This window comes from Marinobacter zhanjiangensis, from assembly GCF_014651935.1.
GTDB classification, from domain to species: domain Bacteria; phylum Pseudomonadota; class Gammaproteobacteria; order Pseudomonadales; family Oleiphilaceae; genus Marinobacter; species Marinobacter zhanjiangensis.
In genome coordinates this window covers 33,074-52,513 of record NZ_BMXV01000010.1, presented here as the reverse complement: position 1 = coordinate 52,513, position 19,440 = coordinate 33,074, and the positions used below count along the sequence as shown (strand labels likewise).

General features: G+C 61.5%; 20 protein-coding genes. 10 read left to right on the top strand and 10 right to left on the bottom strand.

What is annotated here, in order from left to right; genetic code table 11:
- Nucleotides 1-2: 2 nt before the first annotated feature.
- The 6 genes from IE079_RS17680 to IE079_RS17655 form a co-directional block, all read right to left on the bottom strand.
- Entirely contained in the window at nucleotides 3-197 is a 195-nt protein-coding gene (locus IE079_RS17680) for a Trm112 family protein (protein ID WP_189578209.1), read from the bottom strand.
- Between the two features lies 1 nt (nucleotide 198).
- A complete protein-coding gene (gene lpxK, locus IE079_RS17675; RefSeq protein ID WP_189578207.1) occupies nucleotides 199-1,227 on the bottom strand; it encodes a tetraacyldisaccharide 4'-kinase in 1,029 nt (342 codons plus the stop codon).
- Nucleotides 1,227-2,972 (bottom strand): lipid A export permease/ATP-binding protein MsbA, encoded by a 1,746-nt coding sequence (msbA, locus tag IE079_RS17670; protein ID WP_189578205.1) that lies wholly within the window; start codon nucleotides 2,970-2,972, stop codon nucleotides 1,227-1,229. The genes lpxK and msbA overlap by 1 nt, the downstream gene beginning before the upstream one ends.
- Nucleotides 2,973-3,054: 82 nt before the next feature.
- The gene (locus tag IE079_RS17665) at nucleotides 3,055-3,477 is read right to left on the bottom strand and encodes an ExbD/TolR family protein (protein WP_189578203.1); all 423 of its coding nucleotides are present in this window, start codon (nucleotides 3,475-3,477) and stop codon (nucleotides 3,055-3,057) included.
- 5 nt (nucleotides 3,478-3,482) lie between these two features.
- On the bottom strand, nucleotides 3,483-4,112 hold the full coding sequence (pocA, locus tag IE079_RS17660; protein WP_189578201.1) for a flagellar polar localization protein PocA: 630 nt from the start codon (nucleotides 4,110-4,112) through the stop codon (nucleotides 3,483-3,485).
- Nucleotides 4,113-4,200: 88 nt separating this feature from the next.
- Complete coding sequence (locus IE079_RS17655; RefSeq protein WP_189578199.1) at nucleotides 4,201-6,549, bottom strand: DNA internalization-related competence protein ComEC/Rec2; 2,349 nt, start codon at nucleotides 6,547-6,549, stop codon at nucleotides 4,201-4,203.
- Between the two features lie 167 nt (nucleotides 6,550-6,716).
- Between IE079_RS17655 and IE079_RS17650 the strand changes: the two genes are divergently transcribed.
- Nucleotides 6,717-7,229: a DUF2062 domain-containing protein gene (locus tag IE079_RS17650; RefSeq protein WP_189578197.1), complete on the top strand. Its 513-nt coding sequence runs from the start codon at nucleotides 6,717-6,719 to the stop codon at nucleotides 7,227-7,229.
- Nucleotides 7,230-7,259: 30 nt separating this feature from the next.
- On the opposite strand, the gene IE079_RS17645 is transcribed toward IE079_RS17650, so the two are convergent.
- The gene (locus tag IE079_RS17645; RefSeq protein WP_189578195.1) at nucleotides 7,260-7,967 is read right to left on the bottom strand and encodes an ABC transporter ATP-binding protein; all 708 of its coding nucleotides are present in this window, start codon (nucleotides 7,965-7,967) and stop codon (nucleotides 7,260-7,262) included.
- Nucleotides 7,960-9,201, bottom strand: coding sequence for a lipoprotein-releasing ABC transporter permease subunit (locus IE079_RS17640; protein ID WP_189578193.1), 1,242 nt, complete (start codon nucleotides 9,199-9,201; stop codon nucleotides 7,960-7,962). Before IE079_RS17640 ends, IE079_RS17645 begins: the two co-directional genes overlap by 8 nt.
- A 163-nt stretch (nucleotides 9,202-9,364) precedes the next feature.
- On the opposite strand from IE079_RS17640, the gene IE079_RS17635 reads away from it, so the two are divergent.
- From IE079_RS17635 to infA, 9 genes are all read left to right on the top strand, one after another.
- On the top strand, nucleotides 9,365-9,955 hold the full coding sequence (locus tag IE079_RS17635) for a PilZ domain-containing protein (protein ID WP_189578191.1): 591 nt from the start codon (nucleotides 9,365-9,367) through the stop codon (nucleotides 9,953-9,955).
- Between the two features lie 51 nt (nucleotides 9,956-10,006).
- Nucleotides 10,007-10,312, top strand: a complete 306-nt coding sequence (locus tag IE079_RS17630; RefSeq protein WP_227712587.1) for a phosphodiesterase — start codon at nucleotides 10,007-10,009, stop codon at nucleotides 10,310-10,312.
- A gap of 193 nt (nucleotides 10,313-10,505) precedes the next feature.
- A complete protein-coding gene (locus IE079_RS17625; protein ID WP_189578353.1) occupies nucleotides 10,506-11,540 on the top strand; it encodes an agmatine deiminase family protein in 1,035 nt (344 codons plus the stop codon).
- Nucleotides 11,537-12,451 (top strand): carbon-nitrogen hydrolase, encoded by a 915-nt coding sequence (locus IE079_RS17620; protein WP_189578189.1) that lies wholly within the window; start codon nucleotides 11,537-11,539, stop codon nucleotides 12,449-12,451. The genes IE079_RS17625 and IE079_RS17620 overlap by 4 nt, the downstream gene beginning before the upstream one ends.
- 21 nt (nucleotides 12,452-12,472) lie before the next feature.
- On the top strand, nucleotides 12,473-13,390 hold the full coding sequence (locus tag IE079_RS17615) for an AAA family ATPase (protein ID WP_189578187.1): 918 nt from the start codon (nucleotides 12,473-12,475) through the stop codon (nucleotides 13,388-13,390).
- A 215-nt stretch (nucleotides 13,391-13,605) separates the two neighbouring features.
- Complete coding sequence (trxB, locus tag IE079_RS17610; RefSeq protein WP_189578184.1) at nucleotides 13,606-14,559, top strand: thioredoxin-disulfide reductase; 954 nt, start codon at nucleotides 13,606-13,608, stop codon at nucleotides 14,557-14,559.
- A 61-nt stretch (nucleotides 14,560-14,620) separates the two neighbouring features.
- Nucleotides 14,621-15,379, top strand: coding sequence for a leucyl/phenylalanyl-tRNA--protein transferase (gene aat / locus IE079_RS17605; RefSeq protein WP_189578182.1), 759 nt, complete (start codon nucleotides 14,621-14,623; stop codon nucleotides 15,377-15,379).
- Between the two features lie 10 nt (nucleotides 15,380-15,389).
- Nucleotides 15,390-16,115, top strand: a complete 726-nt coding sequence (locus IE079_RS17600) for an arginyltransferase (RefSeq protein ID WP_189578180.1) — start codon at nucleotides 15,390-15,392, stop codon at nucleotides 16,113-16,115.
- A 149-nt stretch (nucleotides 16,116-16,264) separates the two neighbouring features.
- Nucleotides 16,265-16,483: a translation initiation factor IF-1 gene (infA, locus tag IE079_RS17595; RefSeq protein ID WP_008938619.1), complete on the top strand. Its 219-nt coding sequence runs from the start codon at nucleotides 16,265-16,267 to the stop codon at nucleotides 16,481-16,483.
- 130 nt (nucleotides 16,484-16,613) lie between these two features.
- Here the strand turns inward: infA and clpA are convergent, their stop codons facing one another.
- Both clpA and clpS read right to left on the bottom strand, forming a co-directional pair.
- On the bottom strand, nucleotides 16,614-18,884 hold the full coding sequence (gene clpA, locus IE079_RS17590; RefSeq protein ID WP_189578178.1) for an ATP-dependent Clp protease ATP-binding subunit ClpA: 2,271 nt from the start codon (nucleotides 18,882-18,884) through the stop codon (nucleotides 16,614-16,616).
- A 22-nt stretch (nucleotides 18,885-18,906) separates the two neighbouring features.
- On the bottom strand, nucleotides 18,907-19,275 hold the full coding sequence (gene clpS, locus IE079_RS17585) for an ATP-dependent Clp protease adapter ClpS (protein ID WP_189578350.1): 369 nt from the start codon (nucleotides 19,273-19,275) through the stop codon (nucleotides 18,907-18,909).
- Between the last annotated feature and the right edge of the window lie 165 nt (nucleotides 19,276-19,440).

Genomic DNA, 19,440 nt, shown 5'->3' with positions numbered 1-19,440 from the left:
GCCTACCCCAGGGGCCGGTCGAGGCGCTCGTCGGTCGACAGGGTGCGGGCCTCGGTGGCCAGCATGACCGGAATGCCCTCGCGGATGGGGAAGGCCATGCCGTCGCCGTAGCACACCAGTTCGTTGCGATCCTTGTCGAGCTTGAGGTCGCCCTTGCATACCGGGCAGGCAAGCATGGCAATCAGTTTCTTGTCCATGTCAGGTCTCTCGTGAAGAAGAAGGTTGCAGGCCGCGATCAGCCAGTTTACGCCGGAGGGCCTCCGTTACTGCCGGCCCGAAGGTGGCAGGCAGGGTAGGCTCTACTTCCAGCACCCAGCACTGCTCGTGGGCGAATGGCCGGATCTTGACAGCGTCCTTGGCGGTCATCAACAGCGGCCGCTCATCGGCCATGGCGATATCGCCTTCAGTATATCGGTGATGGTCGGCGAATGCCCTACCTTCCACCGTCGCGCCGAGTGCCCGCAACTGGCCGAAAAATCGCTGCGGGTTACCGATACCCGCCAGCGCGATACAGTCAAGGCCGGACAGCCATGACGGTGGCTGACTGGCGCCGGTCGCCAGGTTGCGTACGCGGTGCGGCTCCAGGGTCATGATGAAGCGATGGGGGTGGTCCGGCACGGGGCCGGTGGCCTCGCCGTTGACCACCACGAAATCCACCTCCCGCAAACGCCCGGGCAATTCCCGTAACGGCCCCACCGGCAGGCTGGCACCATTGCCGATACCCCGGGCGCCATCAAAAACCGCCAGTTCCAGGTCGCGGGCCAGGTAGTAGTGCTGCAGGCCGTCATCGCAAAGGATAATATCCCCCAGGTCCTGCTCCATGGCCATACGGGCAGACTCAAGACGTTTGGGATGTACCACCACTGGGCAGCCGGTCTGACCGGCAAGCATTACCGGCTCATCGCCGGCACTGGCAGGGTCGCTCGCGGCTGTCACCAGCATCGGCCGATCAGCGGGCCGGTCAGAGCCGTAACCGCGGGACAGGATCACCGGCCGCCAGCCCTGTGCTGACAGGAAGTGTGCAAGCCAGGCGGTCAGGGGCGACTTGCCGGTGCCACCGGCGGTGATATTGCCCACCACAATCACCGGAACCGGCAAAGGCCGGGCCCGCGCCTGCAGGCGACGACGCCGGTTACGGGCAATACGCTGGTACAGCCAGGCCAGGGGCAGCAGTGGCCACAGCGGGCGTCGTTGCCCGTACCAGAGCTTCCCGGCCAGGTCCACCATTATCCTTCGCTGAACTGCATCTGGTGCAGTTGCGCGTAGGCGCCGCCGGCGTCCAGCAGTTGCTGGTGGTTACCGTCTTCCACAATGCGGCCGGATTCCATCACCAGGATACGGTCGGCCTGCTCGATGGTGGACAGGCGATGGGCGATCACCAGAGTGGTGCGCCCCTTCATGACGGTCTCCAGGGCTTCCTGGATGTAACGTTCGGACTCCGTGTCCAGGGCTGAGGTGGCCTCATCCAGGATCAGTACCGGGGCGTCCTTGAGCAGCGCCCGGGCAATAGCCAGACGCTGACGCTGACCACCGGAGAGCATCACACCATTGTCGCCCACCATGGTATCCAGCCCGTCCGGCATGCGTTCGATGAACTCCATGGCGTGGGCCTTGCGGGCGGCCTCCACAATCTCGTCCCGGGACCTTTCCCTCAGCGAGCCGTAGGCAATATTGGCGCCAATGGTATCGTTGAACAGCACCACGTTCTGGGTGACCAGGGCGATCTGGGCCCGCAGGGCGGTCAGGCTGAAGTCGGTGATGGGGTGATCATCCAGCCGGATCTCACCCTGCTGGTATTCGTAGAACCGTGGCAGCAGACTCACCAGTGTGGATTTGCCACTGCCGGAACGCCCCACCAGAGCCACACTCTGGCCGGCTGGAATCTCCAGACTGATCTGGTGCAACACGTCATCCAGGGTGTCCTGGTAGCGGAAGCTGACGTTGTCGAAGTTAATCGCTCCCCTGACCCGGTCCGGTGAATATCGCCCGGTATCCTGCTCCGGTTCTTCGTCCATGGTGCCAAATACGTCATGGGCGGCCGCAACCCCTTTCTGGATTTTGGCGTGCACCGAGGTGACCTGGCGGATCGGCTTGGCCATGGTAGCCGCCGCCGTGATGAAGGCGACCAACTCACCGGTGGTCATGCCGCCACGGATCTCCGGCGCCAGCATCACCCAGACCAGTGCGGCAAGGGCCAACGCCACGAACACCTGAACCACCGGCGTGGCGATGGCCTGGGTGGATGCCATTTTCAGGCCCTGACGCATGGTGCGGTCGGCCACCTTGCCAAAGCGCTTGCGCTCGTAGTCTTCACCGCCAAAGGTGCGAACCACCCGGTAGCCGGTAATGGACTCCGACGACACATGGGTGACATCCCCCATGGAGCTCTGGATACGGCGGCTGATCTTGCGGAAACGTTTGCTGGCGTAGCTCACCACAAGAGCGATCAGCGGCCCCAGGGCGACAAAGATCAGGGTGAGCTTCCAGTTGGTGTAGACCATGAAACCCAGCAGGCCGACGATCGTCAGCCCTTCCCGCAGGATGATGGTCACTGCGTTGGTGGTGGCGTCCGCTACCTGTTCCACATTGAAGGTGAGTTTGGACACCAGGCGACCCGAGGCATGGTTGTCGAAGTAGCGGGATGGCAACGTCAGCAGCCGGTCAAACAGTTGCTTGCGCAGGGCATTCACCACATGGCGCCCGACATAGGCGATGAAATACTGGCTCATGAAGGTGCCCACACCCCGGAACGCAAATACCCCCACGATCAGTCCCGTGATCAACATGCGATTTTCAGGCGTGGGATTCTCGATGGCCTGGATCACGAATTCCATCGCCGCGGCCATGCCTGTGGACGCGGCCGCATAGATCACGTTGCCCACTACGGCCAGGCTGAACGCCAGCCAGAACGGCTTGACGTACTTGAGCAGGCGACCGTAGGTCTGCCAGTTGGATGCTTCAGCTTGCTTCATTGCCCTGCCAGGTGTTTGCCGGATTCAGTGTACCGTCTGGTTGATTGGTCAGCCGGTTGCGTGACACTTGTGTCAAGGCGCACTAGGAGTCGTCCGATGTCGGATCGGTGGTGAACTTGATCTTCGTAAAGCCCAGTTTACCGGCAACATCCATCGCCCTGATCACAAACTCGTGGGCGGTGCGGGCGTCTGCGGTAATGACGAACGGCAGCTCATCATTGCCACCGGCTGTATCGCGGATGGCCTGTTCAAGCGTTTCCCGCCGATTATTGATCAGGGTACGACCGTTGACAATGTAGTGGCCCTCGGCGTTCACCACCAGGTCGATCAGCTCCACATCCGCCGTCACCGGCTCACCGTCGGCCTCGGGTAGCTGAATATTGAGGTGATTGTCGTCCGGCAGGGTGGTCGACACCATCAGGAAGATCAGCAGCAGGAACACCACATCAATGAGGGGTGTGAGATCCACCCCTACCTCTCGGCTACGCTGGCGTTGGAATTTCACGACCGTCAGACTCCCTCGACGTCAATTTCGCGATCGCCATGCACGACCTCCACCAGACGGATTGCCTCCTGCTCCATGTTCACCACCAGGGCCTCGATACGGCGAATCAGGTAACGATGGGCAATCAGTGCGGGAATGGCCACGGTCAGGCCGGCGGCGGTGGTCACCAGAGCTTCGGAAATACCCCCGGACAGAGTGGCGATGTTGGCCGCCCCTTCCGTGCCCTGCATCTTGGCGAAGACCTTGATCATGCCGATGACGGTACCGAGCAGACCCAGCAACGGGGAGATGGTGGCAATGGTACCAAGAGGGTTGAGAAAGCGCTCCAGGTCATGGATAACCTGGGTCGCTTCCTGCTCGATGCTTTCTTTCATGACCTCACGGCCATGCTTGGCGTTCATCAGGCCGCTGGCGAGGACCCGCCCGGTGGGAGACGACGCCTGCAGTGCCTTGAGCTTGCGGCCATTGAGCTCTCTGGCCTTGATCCAGCGCCACAACTCGGACATGACATCCGGCGGTGCCACCCGTGATGGCCTGAGGGTCCACAACCGCTCCAGAATAATGGCCAGCGCCAGAATGGAGCACAACACAATCGGCACCATCAGAATGCCACCCGCTTTCAGAAGCTCAAACACGCACAGTCTCCCCTGATCTGTTATAAGCGGCGCTACTTTAGCATAGCCACGAAATCAGACCACACCCGAAAGCGACGGATGGGAAGAGTTACTCACTACCGGCCGGCTCCGGCCCCCGGATCCAGAACGGGGCACCTTCCCGCCAGCGGACGACGTCAACCCGGCCAGGCCTCAGGTCCAGTCTCAGAGCACCCGAAGTGGCGGTGTTGAGCAGACTACTGCCAACCGCCCGGTATCGCGCCACCACATCCGGGTGCGGATGTCCGTAACGATGCCGATAGCCCGCCGTGAAGATCACCTTTTGCGGCGCCAGCCGGGCCACGAATGCCTCTCCCGAGGAGGTCTTGCTGCCGTGATGGGGCGCGATCAGGGTCAGGTCATGGTGCTCAGAGGTCATTACTGGCCAGCCCCTGAGCATCTCCTGCTCAGTGCGTCTGGAAATGTCACCGGGCAACAGGATCTGCTGACGGCCGTAGCGGATCAGCATCACACAGGACCGGTCATTGGCATCGTCGGTCACTGCCGGCTCGGCTTGCCAGAATGACACCGCCACCTCACCCACCGGGACCGGGCCATGGCGCTGGCAGGAAACCACCGCGCGCCCTCCGGTAGCCTCCTGCAGCCTGGCAGGCTCGCCCGAAATGATCCTCTCCGGGGAATAGCGACGAAACAGTACCGACAGGCCGCCGGCATGGTCCTGATCACCATGACTGAGCACCAGGGTGTCCAGGGACCGTACGCCGAGCCGGTCGAAGGACGGTATAAGCACGTCCGACACGGCGTTGTAGCCCGAGGCGGACTCAGGCCCGGTATCGTAAATCAGGGTCTCGTCCCGGTGACGGACCAGCACCGACAGGCCCTGCCCCACATCCCAGACCCAGACCTGGGGCGCTTCCTGCCAACGGTTGCCTTTGGGAATCCCCGCTCCCACCAGCATCAGCGCGACCACCAGGACGGCAGACCACCGGAACCGGCGATCCGGCACCCACAAGGCGGCCAGCACCACACAGGCCACCGCCACGGCCAGAAACACCGGAACCCGGCCCGCCGGGAGACCCACGGCCGCGAGATTTTCCAGCACCCACCACAAGGCACCGAGCACACCATCGAACAGCACACCGACCCACGCGCCGGCTTGCCCGGCCGTGACCAGCAGTATCAGACCGCCAATCATCAGCACCGGCATCACCACCAGCGACAGCCAGGGGATCGCCAGTATATTGGCCACCAGCCCTGCCCACGCAGCCCCCTGGTCAAGCACGGACAGCACCGGCCAGAGGCCGGCGAAGACGGCAGCCTGTGCCAGGACCAGTGCCCGCAAGGCACCGGGCTGACCCTGTCGCCGGCTGAATACCAGGATCAACACCGCCACCGCGCAGAATGACAGCCAGAACCCCTGATCCAGCGGTGAGACCGGATCCAGCAACAGCACCGCTCCCAGCGCCAGCAGCCAGCCATGCCAGGTCGTGGACAGGCGCCCCACCAGCAACAGCCAGCCGGCAACCACCACCATGACCAGTGCCCGCCGTGTCGGCACAGTAAACCCGGCAAGCAGTGCATAGCTGAGCGCCACCGTCGCCACTCCCAGCCAGAGCACCGCCCGCAGGCGCCGGGGCTGGGGCTCCCGACGCGGCAACCTGAGCGCAAGCCAGCGCAGCACGACAGCGGCCAGTGTGGCCACCAGCCCCAGGTGCAGGCCGGAAATAGCCACCAGGTGGATGGTGCCCGTGGCCTCCAACACTTGCCAGTGCCGGTTGGACAGCTCTCCGCGATAGCCAAGCAGCAGCGACAATGCCAGCCCGGTATACTCCATGCTGTCCAGCGAGTCATGACCCGCGAGCACCAGCCCCTGGCGCCAGCGATGATAGCGACATGGCAACCCGCAACCGTCACCGGGACGGGCAGTGACACTGCGAACCGAACCCGTGGCACCATACCCCTGACGGAAAAGCCAGGTCTCGTAGCGGAATCCACCGGGGTTCACGGCACCATGTGGGCGCTTGAGGACAACGGTGGCAGTCATCGGGCTCGGCAGGCTCAGAGTGGCCTCATCCCCATACCAGGCCAGTCGCAACCGGCGCGGCACACCCGCGGGTCGGCGGTCATCCAGGCACAGGCTGAAGCGGACACTGTCCCAGGCTCCGGGAGAAGGCGTGTCGCAGAGGTAGCCGGATACCGTCAGCTGGTCACCTTCCAGAGCGGGTGACAGGCGGTCATCCAGCCGCTGCTGGCTGACCAGCGCCGCACAGGCAAGGCCCACAAACAGGCAGATGGCCAGCCCTGCGCCACCGCGCCAGCGGCCCGCCCGGTGACCTGCCAGCAAAGCCCCCAGCAGAGTCACGCCAGCAACCGACACAACCAGCGCCCGAGGTGGCGTGAAAAGCCCTGAGTACAGTATGATGACGCCGCAGGCGAAGGCGGCGATCCGTGCGCCCATTGAGTCGACCGTCCTTATCCTTGAAAGGGCATTCCTGGTGCCCCATACCCTTGAGGAGCCCTGCTGACGACTGATAGCGGGGCGCCAACACCGGCGTTCCATCACCAGGCGTGCGGACCCCGGCTTGTCCCTGTCGGGCCATCCAGGCAACCAGGCGTTTCTTCGTTATGCCGAAGAAGTTCATGAAACGTTACATCCCGTCACCGGAGAGAGTCCGCGCCATCGAGTCGCTGCACTTCCTCGGGGATATCCTTCATGAACCCAACCTGTGGCACGTCAACCGGCACTGCATCGCGCGGGCGTTCCTGATTGGCGTTTTTCTTGCGTTCATTCCCATGCCGGCGCAGATGCTGGCGGCGGCCTTCGGTGCCATCTGGCTCAATGCCAACCTGCCATTGGCGGTGGCACTGGTATGGATCAGCAACCCGCTGACCATGCCTCCCATCTTCTACTTCAATTACAAGATAGGTGCCATGCTGCTGGATCGGCCGGTGATCACCTTCGAGTTCCAGCCATCGTGGCAGTGGCTCAGCGAGCGCATCGTGGAGATCGGCATTCCGCTGTACATCGGCTCGATAGCGGTGGCGACGATGCTGGCCTGCATCAGCTACCTGCTTATCCAGATCCTCTGGCGTCGCAGGGTGCGGTTGGACTGGCGCCAGCGCCGCCACCGGGTCTGACTGGCTCACCCAGCACAGCATCCGTTGCCGTCAGGCCGGGTGAAGCTTGCCCTGTTCCAGCTTCAGCACCCGGCCCATACTGCGGGCGATCACCATATCGTGGGTCACCACCACGAAGGCGATGCCAAGTCGGTCCCGCAGGCTCTCTATCAGCTTCTGGACGCTTTCTCCGGTCTGCTCGTCCAGGTTGCCGGTCGGTTCGTCCATCAATACGCACTCGGGTTCGTTTACCAGAGCGCGGGCAATGGCCACCCGCTGGCGCTCGCCACCGGAGAGCTCGCCGGGCTTGTGCTCCAGACGTTCCGCCAGCCCGACCTGCGCCAACATGTCGTCGGCCCTCTCCTTTGCCTCCCTGATCGCCATGCCCCCCAGGGTGCAGGCCAGCATCACGTTCTCGCGGGCGGAAAATTCCGGCAACAGGTGGTGAAACTGGTACACAAAGCCCAGGTGCCGATTGCGGAATCTGGCCCGCCGGGCCTCGCTCAGGCGATGGATCTCCTCGCCGCAGATGGCAATATGACCGGACGACGGGCGATCAAGACCGCCCAGCAGGTTCAGCAGGGTGGTCTTGCCGGCGCCACTGCTTCCCACAATGGCCACGGTTTCCCCCGCCCCGACGGTGAGAGAAATGTCGGAGAATATCGTCAGTGTGGCCGGGCCTTCCCGGTAGGTACGGGTGATGGTCCGGCATTCAATGACAGGCCGCTGGCTCGATTGCATGGATACATCCTCACTCATACCTGAGAGCCTCCGCCGGATCGACACGGGACGCCCGCCAGGCGGGATAAATGGTTGCCAGCAGACTCATGACCAGCCCTGCGGTGCTGATAATGGCCACGTCAGCCCACTGCAGGTGGGAAGGCAGATAGCTGATGAAATAGACATCGGCATTCAGGAACTGGTGGTTCAGCAGATTTTCCAGACCACTGATCAAGTCGCTGATGTACCAGGCCCCGAGCACCCCGAGGGTGGTCCCCACCAGTGTGCCGAAGACCCCGATCACGGCCCCCTGGACCATGAAGATCCGCATGATACGGCCCGGTGTCGCCCCCATGGTCCGCAGTATGGCGATATCCCCGGTCTTGTCGGTGACCACCATGACCAGGGTCGACACAATATTGAACGCCGCCACTGCCACGATGAACATCAGCAACAACCCGATAATGGTCTTTTCCATCTGGATGGCACTGAACAGGCTGCCATGGGTCCGGGTCCAGTCGGAGATGTAGTAGCGTCCACCAAGACTCAGGGCGGCCTGTTCCGCCACTGCCGGGGCCGCAAACAGATCATCCACCAGCAGGCGCACCCCTTCCGCGAGTCCACCGGTTCGCATCAGTTTGCCGGCATCCTCCATGTGGACCAGGGTGTAGTTACCATCGAGCTCCGCCCCCGTACTGAAAATCCCCGCGACGGTAAAGCGCTTGAGCCGGGGCATCACCCCTGCCGGGCTGACGGAAGCCTCCGGCAGCACGATGGTCAGGCGGTCGCCCACCTCCAGGCGCAGGCTGGCCGCCAGCGGGCGCCCCACGATAATACCGAACTCGCCGGCTTTCAGGTCATCCAGCTGCCCTTCGATCATCTGGCTGGATATGATGGAAACGGTGTCCTCTTCTTCAGGCACCACCCCCTTGATCAACACGCCGCGGACGTTGCCACCACCGGTGACCATGCCCTGCCCCTCGATAAAGGGAGCCGCGGCCAGCACCCGCGGATGCTCGGTAACCTTCTGATCCACCTCCTGCCAGTCCGCCAGGTAGGGGTCGCCCTTGACCACGGCGTGGGGCACCATGCCCAGCACCTTTTCTTTCAGTTCCCGGTCAAAGCCGTTCATCACTGACAGGACAATGATCAACACGGCGACGCCCAACATCAGGCCGATCATGGAAGTGAGGGAAATAAACGAGATAAAGTGGTTTCGTCGCTTGGCTGCGGTGTACCGCAAACCAATGTAAAACGAGAGAGGTCGAAACATACAGGTCGCCTGTCACTGCCGGAAGTCGGATCGAGTGCCCCCGCTTTCTTGCCACCGGGAAGCTGCTAAACTGTTCAAAAAACGGGTATTCTGTCGGTTTCAGGCCTGGTACCGGGTACTGCGGCCGGCACCACCTGCCCCCCATTGCTGCTCTGGAGCCCAGATGTCGTCAGATCAACACACGCCCGACCGCCGGGATTTCTTCCGCATCGAGGACCGGATCGGCCTGGAATACTGCCGGATTCACCCCGGCGACGCCGGGGCAGACAATCCTTTCGCCGAGGATCATCTGGACAGTCTCGAATCGGAGCTGAAACGTCTGGACCAGGAGTTCCGCAACCAGCTTCCTTTACTGGCGGAGCGGGACCGGCTGGCGGCTTCCGTGCTCAAGTCGCTGAACGGCAAGGTTGATACGCTGGCGCGCATTATGGCCTTTGAGCAAAATCCGTTGCAACCGGAACAGTGGCGGGACGTTACCCTGAGTGAAGGCGGCGTAAGCTTCACCGTGACCGCCAATGAATTGTCACCGGGCGATATCCTTGCACTGCGCCTGACACTTCCGCCCGAGCTTTACCGGCCTCAGGTAAAAGCGGAAGTCGTGGAGGTCACACCAATCGAGAGCCCGCGGGGCGCCAGCCGGGCACTTATACATACCTCATTTATTGACATACTGGACGCCGACCGCCAGCAGATTGCGAAACACGTCATGGCATGGCAGATCCGACAGAGACAGGGCAGCGAACCGTCGCAATAATGGTAATAATAGACCGGGCTGATTATTAAAGAAGTTTCAGGAGAACTGACAATGAACAAGCTGATGTCCGCAGCCATGGCTGCGAGTCTTGCCATGACGGCACTGGGAACCGGGTTCATCCCGCTGGCACAGGCCGAACAGGTCAAGGTGCCGGTCATGTCCCAGGGTGACCGTGAATCCATCAAGCTGCCAGACACCGGCCAGACCCGGGAAACCGTGCGCAAGCGCTTTGGTGACCCGGCCCGCACCTCCGGTCCGGTGGGTGATCCCCCCATTTCCCAGTGGCACTATGACGATTTCGTGGTCTACTTCGAATACAACCATGTCATTCATACCGTCGCCCGACACTCCCGCTGATAGTTGTGCGCGGGCCTGGTGTCTCGTTTGGCTAATTCGCTGATCTACTGCGAATTAGCCAAACGAGACACCAGGCCTGACGTTACGCCATCAAATGGGTAGAATGCGGCAAAACCCGACGCGGGACCCAGTAGCCGGTTCCAGACCGTGAACCTCTGACAGGATGGTTGCAACTTTGACCTCGACACGCGTGATGCCTGCCGAATGGGCACCCCAGAGTGCCGTCATGCTGACCTGGCCCCACCCCGGGACCGACTGGTTCAGCCGACTTGAAGAAGTGGAACCGGTGTTCCTCGCCATTGCCCGGGCGGTTCTGCAGTTCGAGAACCTGCTGGTGAGCTGTGAGCATGTGTTCCGGGCAGAGCAGCTCGAGAAGGAACTGAACAACTGGGCCCGCGAAAATGATCTACCGGGCAGGGCCCACTGTGTTCCCGCCCCTGCCAACGACACCTGGGCCAGGGACCACGGACCTGTTGCGGTACAGACCAGTGACGGCACCAGCCTGATCGATTTCCGCTTCAACGCCTGGGGCGGAAAGTTCCCCTGGGAGAAGGACAACGCCCTCAACCGGCATCTGGCCAATGCTGGCTGCTTCGGCGACACCCCATTGGAAACAGTAGATTTCGTTCTGGAGGGAGGCTCCATCGAATCCGATGGCCAGGGCACCGTTATGGTCACCAGCGAGTGCCTGATGACGCCAACCCGTAACCCGGATTATGATCGCGCTGCCATCGAAGCCCTGCTCGGCGAGACCATTGGTGCCAGGCGGGTACTCTGGCTCAACCACGGCTATCTGGCCGGCGATGATACCGACAGCCATATCGACACCCTGGCCCGCTTCTGTGGGCCGGACCGGATCTGCTATGTTCGCTGCGACGACCCCGAAGACGAGCATTATCCGGCCCTTGCCGCCATGGAAGAGGAATTGCGCCTGTTCCGCCAGGCTGACGGCTCGCCCTATCAGCTCGTCCCGCTGCCCTGGCCCGAGGCCATACTGGATGCTGATGGCGAGCGCCTGCCGGCAACCTACGCCAATTTCCTGATCATCAACGGCGCCGTGCTGATGCCCACCTACAACGTGGCCCAGGACGAGGCCGCACTGGCCACCTGCCGCGATCTGTTTCCGGACCGGGAGATCATCCCCATCCCCTGCCGCACCCTGGTGGAGCAACACGGCAGCCTGCACTGCGTCACCATGCAACTGCCCCGGGGTGTGGTGGAACTATGACCGGCAACCGGAATCTCAGGGTCGCGGCCATCCAGCAGACCTGCAGCGACGACAAGACCGCCAGCCTCGACACCTCGGAACGGCTGGTCAGGCAGGCCGCCAGTGAAGGTGCGCAACTGGTGGTATTACAGGAACTGCACGCTACCCTGTACTTCTGCCAGACAGAAGACACCTCGGTCTTTGACCTGGCGGAGCCCATTCCCGGCCCTACCACGGACCGGCTTTGCGCACTGGCAGGGGAACTGGGCATCGTTTTGGTGGGCTCGGTGTTCGAGCGCCGCATGAGCGGCGTATACCACAACACCGCCGTGGTGGTGGAAACCGACGGCTCCCTTGCCGGTATCTACCGCAAGATGCACATTCCGGACGACCCCGGGTTCTATGAGAAGTTCTACTTCACCCCCGGCGACGCCACCTGCAATGACGGCCGCAATGGCTTCACACCCATCGACACCTCCGTGGGCCGGCTCGGCGTTCTGGTCTGCTGGGACCAATGGTATCCGGAAGCCGCCCGCCTGATGGCCCTGGCCGGCGCCGATCTGCTGATCTATCCCACCGCCATCGGCTGGGATACCACCGATGACCCCGACGAGCAGGCCCGGCAACTGGACGCCTGGGTCACCGTGCAGCGTGGCCACGCGGTGGCCAATGGCCTGCCGGTGATCGCGCCCAACCGGGTGGGCACCGAACCCGACCCCTCCGGCCAGTCAGCCGGCATCCGCTTCTGGGGTAACAGCTTTATCTGCGGCCCCCAGGGCGAAGTGCTGAGCCGGGCGGAGGAGCACCAGGAAGCAGTTCTGACGGTGGATATCGACCAGCACCGCAGCGAGTCCGTTCGCCGCCTATGGCCGTACCTGAGAGACAGGCGTATCGACGCCTATAACGACATACTCAAACGGGTACGGGACTGACACACAAACAACGGGCCTTCCATGAAGAAACTGATCGACGCCGCGATCACCGAGCTTAACCACATTGTTCTTGGCAAGGAACCGCAGATCCGGCTTGCCCTGTGCGGGCTGCTGGCCCAGGGCCATTTGCTGATCGAGGACATCCCCGGCATGGGCAAGACCACGCTGTCCCATGCCCTTGCCAAGGTAATGGGGCTCAGTTACCAGCGCATCCAGTTCACCAACGACCTGCTGCCGGCAGACGTGCTGGGTTTTTCCATGTACGACCGTGAGGCCGGTTCGCTGGTGTTTCACCAGGGCCCGATCTTCGCCCAGGTGGTGCTGGCCGACGAGATCAACCGCGCCTCACCGCGAACCCAGAGCGCCCTGCTGGAAGCCATGGAAGAGCGCCAGGTGTCTATCGAAGGGGAAACACGCCCGCTACCGCTGCCATTCTTTGTGATTGCCACCCAGAACCCGGCGGAACAGGGCGGCACCTACCCTCTGCCGGAGTCCCAGCTCGACCGTTTCCTGATGCGGCTGCGGCTGGGCTACCCGGATCCGAAGGCAGAGCGTGAATTGCTGGAGGGGGAAGACCGGCGCCAGATGACCGAACGACTGCGGACCATGTTCCACATCGATGACCTCAAGACGCTGCAGGAAGGCGTGGCCAGGGTCAGCACCAGCCCGGCCCTGCTGGACTACATCCAGAGCCTGCTGGAAGAAAGCCGTCGGATGCCGGGGCTGCTTTATGGTCTTTCACCCCGGGCCGGACTCGGCCTGGTGCGGGCCTCACGGGCATGGGCGCTGATGCAGGGTCGTCACCATGTGCTGCCGGACGACGTGCAGACGGTGTTTCCTGCCATCGCCGCTCACCGGCTGGAACAGGGCGACAGTGGCAAGGGGGAGCAACGGGTAAGGCAGCTGCTGGACCAGGTACCGGTCATTGGTCGCGGCTGATAACGGCTACCGGGTCAGGAATAGTACCGCTCAATCGGCAGAATTGCGGCAATCAAATTCGCGTTTGGGGCGCACATTGGTATCCTCTCCGTCCTCGGAAAATCTGCAAACGACCCTGATGGACAGCCGGGTGCCCCGATACTCATAATGACCGGGATCTGACACCCTTGGGCACCCCGGGACCATCGTCACCGATAATCGAAGAGACTCGAGCAATGACCGACACCAAGCATTCCCGACTGATCATCCTGGGCTCCGGCCCGGCCGGTTACACGGCCGCAGTCTATGCGGCCCGCGCCAACCTGCAGCCTACCCTGATTACCGGCATTGAAGTGGGTGGCCAGCTCACCACTACCACCGATGTCGACAACTGGCCCGGTGACAATGACGGTGTGCAGGGACCGGAACTCATGCAGCGCATGCTCAAGCATGCCGAGCGTTTCGAGACACACGTGGTTTATGACACCATCAACGAGGCCGATCTGCGTAATCGCCCGTTCCGGCTCAAGGGTGACAGCGGAGAGTACACCTGCGATGCACTGATCATCGCCACTGGCGCCTCCGCCATGTACCTGGGCCTGGAGTCGGAGGAGAAGTTCAAGGGTCAGGGCGTATCCGCCTGCGCCACCTGTGATGGTTTTTTCTACAAGAAGCAGAAAGTTGCGGTAATCGGTGGCGGCAATACCGCCGTTGAGGAAGCGCTCTACCTCTCCAATATCGCCGATGAGGTAACCCTGGTCCATCGCCGTGACAAGCTCCGCGCCGAGAAGATTCTGCAGGACAAGCTGTTCGAAAAAGCCGAAAACGGCAACGTTAAGATTGTCTGGGATCACACCCTGGATGAAGTACTGGGTGACGGCACCGGCGTAACCGGTATGCGCATCCGCAACACCAAGGACGGCAGCACCGAGGAGCGGGACCTGGCCGGCGTGTTCATCGCCATTGGCCATCGCCCGAATACCGAGCTGTTCGAAGGCCAGCTGGACATGGAAGGCGGTTATATCCGCATTCGCAGCGGGCTCGAAGGCATGGCCACCCAGGCCAGCGTGCCCGGGGTTTTCGCGGCCGGCGATGTGGCGGACCACGTCTACCGTCAGGCGGTAACCTCGGCCGGCTTCGGCTGCATGGCGGCCCTGGATGCCGAGAAGTTCCTGGATCAGCAGGGCTGAATCTGACCCTGAAATCGCCTGCCCCGGCAGAAGCCGGGACAGGCAGTAAGAGGCAGACCCGATGAGCGCCCTGCCCTGGCTTGATCCGGATCAGCTGTGGTTTCCACCGGCGGAGGAAGCCCTTGACGAACCCGACGGCCTGCTTGCTATCGGGGGCGATTTGTCGCCCGCGCGCCTGCTGCTTGCCTACCGTCACGGTATCTTTCCCTGGTTCAGCGATGACCAGCCCATCCTCTGGTGGTCTCCGGACCCCCGCTGTGTACTCTTTCCCGACGACGTTCATGTGTCCCGCAGCCTGCGCCGGACCCTGAACCAGAAGCGCTTCCGGATCAGCACGGACCAAGCCTTCCGCCGTATTATCCACCTGTGCGGCTCCACGCGTCCGGAAGGCACCTGGATTACCGACGATATGGAGCAGGCCTATATCGAGCTCCACCGTCAGGGTCACGCCCATTCCATCGAGGCCTGGAACCAGCGGGACGAACTGGTAGGCGGCCTGTACGGGCTTGCTATCGGGCGCTGTTTTTTTGGCGAGTCCATGTTTTCCCTGGAGACCAACGCCTCCAAGGCGGTACTGGTGCATTTATGTGGACAACTGAAGCGCTCGGGCTACCGGCTGATGGACTGTCAGGTGGAAAGCCCGCATTTGCTGACAATGGGGGCACAAACTATTCCACGGCGGGCATTCCTGACTATACTGGGAGAAAATGTTGACCACCCACCCCGGGACACCCGCTGGAGACTGGACTGGACCTGGCAGGGCAAAAGTCCGGGACATGAAACCGGTGCCCTGTCATACCATTCAGGGACCACTGGTTAAGGGGCACTGAATGAGCAGCCTGAGAACACTGGTATTCTTCGCAACACCGGCCCATACCTGCAGCTACCTGCCGGGCCGTGAGGCCACCACCATGTTTGTGGACCCCAGGGCCAATGTGGACAAACGCCTCTACTCCCAACTGACCGCCCTGGGTTTTCGTCGCAGCGGCTCCCATTATTACCGGCCCCATTGCGAATACTGCAATGCCTGCGTCCCTGTTCGCCTGGACACCCGCGCCTTCCGGCCCGACCGGTCCCAGCGGCGGGTATGGAAACGCAATGAGGATGTCACCTTCAATCTTGTGCCCGCCCGGTTTTCCGAGCGCTTCTACCAGCTTTACGCCCGTTACATTAACGAACGCCACTCCGATGGTGACATGTACCCTCCGTCCCGGGACCAGTTCCAGTCATTCCTGGTGGAAGGCGCCACCAACAGCTGGTTTCTGGAAATGAGCGTCGGCGACGAACTCATCGGGCTTGCGGTCCTGGACGAACTGGAAGACGGCCTGTCTGCCATCTATACCATTTTCAGCCCGGATCACGACCAGCGTAGCCTGGGCACACTGGCCATTCTCTGGCAGATCCGCGAAGCCAGGGAGCGGGGTTTGCCGTGGCTGTATCTGGGCTACTGGATCCGTGAAAGCCGCAAAATGAACTACAAGACCCGCTACCGCCCCATTGAAGCACTCATCGATGGCTCGTGGCAGGAGTTTGATCCGGATTCGGACAAATCCTGATCCTAGTCTGCCTGAACACTAGCCTCTCGGTAATTCCATAGGAAAAAACTTACGCCGAATGGACGCTTTTTTTGCCAATCGCCTGCAAATGAGGCAGAATTGCGCCATTCCAGAATCAGGGAAACCCAATCAAGAGAGGTTCGTACTGAATGGCGAAATCAGATGTCATTGAAATGGAAGGCGTTATTGTTGATACGCTTCCGAATACCATGTTTCGTGTGGAGCTGAGCAACGGTCACGTTGTCACTGCCCACATCTCCGGCAAGATGCGCAAGAACTACATCCGCATCCTAACTGGCGACAAGGTCAAGGTCGAGCTGACCCCCTACGACCTGAGCAAGGGCCGTATCGTCTATCGCGCCCGTTAATGCCGTCAGTCTGCCGGGCCGACAGATCAGCGGCCTGACATCTGCACAAACAAAAGCCCCGCCATGGCGGGGCTTTTGTTGTTAATGACGACCGGGTTGCTGGTGGCCCCCTGAACCAGGGGGCCCACTGTCAGACCGCTTCGGCGGGCTCGTCCTCGTACTCGAACACCAGCTCCCCGTCCTTGAGGTGGACATTCACCTCGCCGCCGTTTTCGGACAGCGCACCAAACAGGATCTGCTCCGCCAGCGGACGCTTGATCTTGTCCTGGATCAGGCGCGCCATCGGGCGTGCGCCCATGGTCGGGTCGTATCCTTTCTCCGCCAGCCAGAGCTTGGCCTCATCATCCACATGCAGCACCACGTGTTTCTCGTCGAGCTGGGCCTGAAGTTCGGTCAGGAACTTGTCCACCACGTGGGTGATGATTTCCGGTGCCAGACCGCCGAACTGGATAATCGAATCCAGGCGGTTGCGGAATTCCGGAGTGAACATCTTGTTGATCACCTCCATGCCATCGGTGCTGTGGTCCTGCTCCTGGAAACCAATAGAGCGGCGACTGATATCCTCGGCCCCCGCGTTGGTGGTCATCACCAGGATGACATGACGGAAGTCTGCCTTGCGGCCATTATTGTCGGTCAGCGTGCCGTGATCCATTACCTGCAGCAGCAGGTTGAACACTTCCGGGTGTGCCTTCTCGATCTCGTCCAGCAGCAGCACGCAATGAGGGTGCTTGTTCACGGATTCGGTCAGCAGGCCACCCTGGTCGAAACCAACGTACCCCGGAGGCGCACCAATCAACCGTGACACGGTATGGCGCTCCATGTATTCCGACATGTCGAAGCGGACCAGCTCGATGCCCAGAACCTTCGCCAGCTGGCGCGTGACCTCGGTCTTGCCGACACCGGTGGGGCCGGCGAACAGGAAGGCACCCTCCGGCTTCTCCGGCGCCTTGAGTCCGGCCCGGGCCAGCTTGATGGCATTGGACAGGGACTCGATGGCCGGATCCTGGCCGAACACGGTCATCTTCAGGTCCCGCTCCAGATTGCGCAGCAGGTCCTTGTCGTTGCTGGACACACTCTTCGGTGGAATACGGGCGATGGTGGCCACCACATCTTCAATGGCGGATACGCCAATCACCTTACGACGCTTGGCTTCCGGCAACAGCCGCTGGCGCGCACCGGCCTCGTCGATCACGTCGATGGCCTTGTCCGGCAGATGGCGGTCGGAAATGTACCGGTCCGCCATTTCAGCCGCCACACGCAGGGCCTTGTCGGTGTACTTCAGATCATGGTGCTTCTCGAAGTGCGGCTTGAGCCCCTTGAGAATCTCATAAGTGTCGTCAACGCTGGGCTCGTTCACATCAATCTTCTGGAAACGACGGGCCAGCGCGCTGTCCTTCTCGAAAATCCCGCGGAACTCGGAGAAGGTGGTGGAGCCAATGCAGCGAATCTCACCGGAGCCGAGCATCGGCTTGAGCAGGTTGGAGGCGTCCATCACGCCACCGGAAGCCGAACCGGCGCCGATGATGGTGTGGATCTCGTCAATGAAGAGAATCGCCCGCTTTTCCTTCTTGAGTTCGGCAAGCAGACCTTTCAGCCGCTTCTCGAAATCGCCCCGGTACTTGGTGCCGGCAAGCAGCGCACCCAGATCGAGAGAGTAGACCACCGCATCGGAAATGATATCGGGCACCTGTCCGTCCACGATGCGTCTTGCCAGACCCTCTGCGATGGCGGTCTTGCCAACGCCGGCCTCACCCACCAGCAGCGGATTGTTCTTGCGGCGACGCACCAGGATCTGCACCACCCGTTCGACCTCATGTTCACGACCGATCAGCGGATCGATACGCCCCTGACGGGCCTGCTCGTTGAGGTTGGAGGCATAGGCTTCCAGTGGCTTGTTGGAGGAGCCCTCTTCGGCCCCTTCTTCCTGCGCGGCGGGATCCGGCGATTCCTGATCCTCGGCGCCCTGTACTCTCGAGATACCATGGGAAACAAAGTTGACCACATCAATGCGGGCAATGTTCTGTTTCTTGAGCAGGTAAACCGCCTGGCTCTCCTGTTCGCTGAAGATGGCCACCAGCACGTTGGCGCCGGTCACCTCCTTCTTGCCGGAAGACTGGACATGGAAGACCGCCCGCTGCAGGACACGCTGGAAGCCCAGAGTTGGCTGGGTCTCCCTTTCGTTATCAGTGCCGGGTATCAGCGGCGTGGTGGAGTCCACAAACTCGGTAAGGTCATCCTGCAGACGCTGGAGGTCTGCCCCGCAGGCTTTAAGGACGCCCACCGCTGAATCGTTGTCCAGCAATGCCAGCAACAGGTGCTCAACCGTCATGAATTCATGACGCTTGTCCCGGGCATTCCGGAACGCGGCATTCAGCGTAATTTCTAGATCTTTGCTCAGCATGGGCCACCCCGCATAAGGTCAGTCAGTCCGCACGTTCTATCTCGCACAGCAGCGGTTGCTCGCATTCGGAGGAATACTGGTTCACCTGCGCTGCTTTCGTTTCCGCGATGTCCCGGGTATACACCCCACATACGGCCTTTCCCTGCGTATGGACGAGCAGCATCACCTGCGTCGCCTTTTCTTCGTTCATGGCGAAGAATTTCATCAACACATCCACGACGAAATCCATGGGCGTGTAATCATCATTCAGGAGAACCACCTGGTATCGGGCGGGCCGTTTCAGGGCCGGCTTTTCCGGCGCCACACTGACGCTGTCTTCGCGACCGGGCTCGTCCTCGCCGTTTTGATCCCCCTGACTCAATACTAGTAGAGAATTTCTCAGAGTCCGCATGATTCTGTTACCGGATGTCGGTTTCTGTGACATAAGATGGGTGTCCGGAGGCGGGTTTTCAAGATCGGGAATGCTTTGCTGTGCCACTGGACGCCTTCTATGCCGCTATCCTGCCCGTCAGGATGCAGTGTGTTTGTCTGCCACACCACCATTCTCTGAACGAAC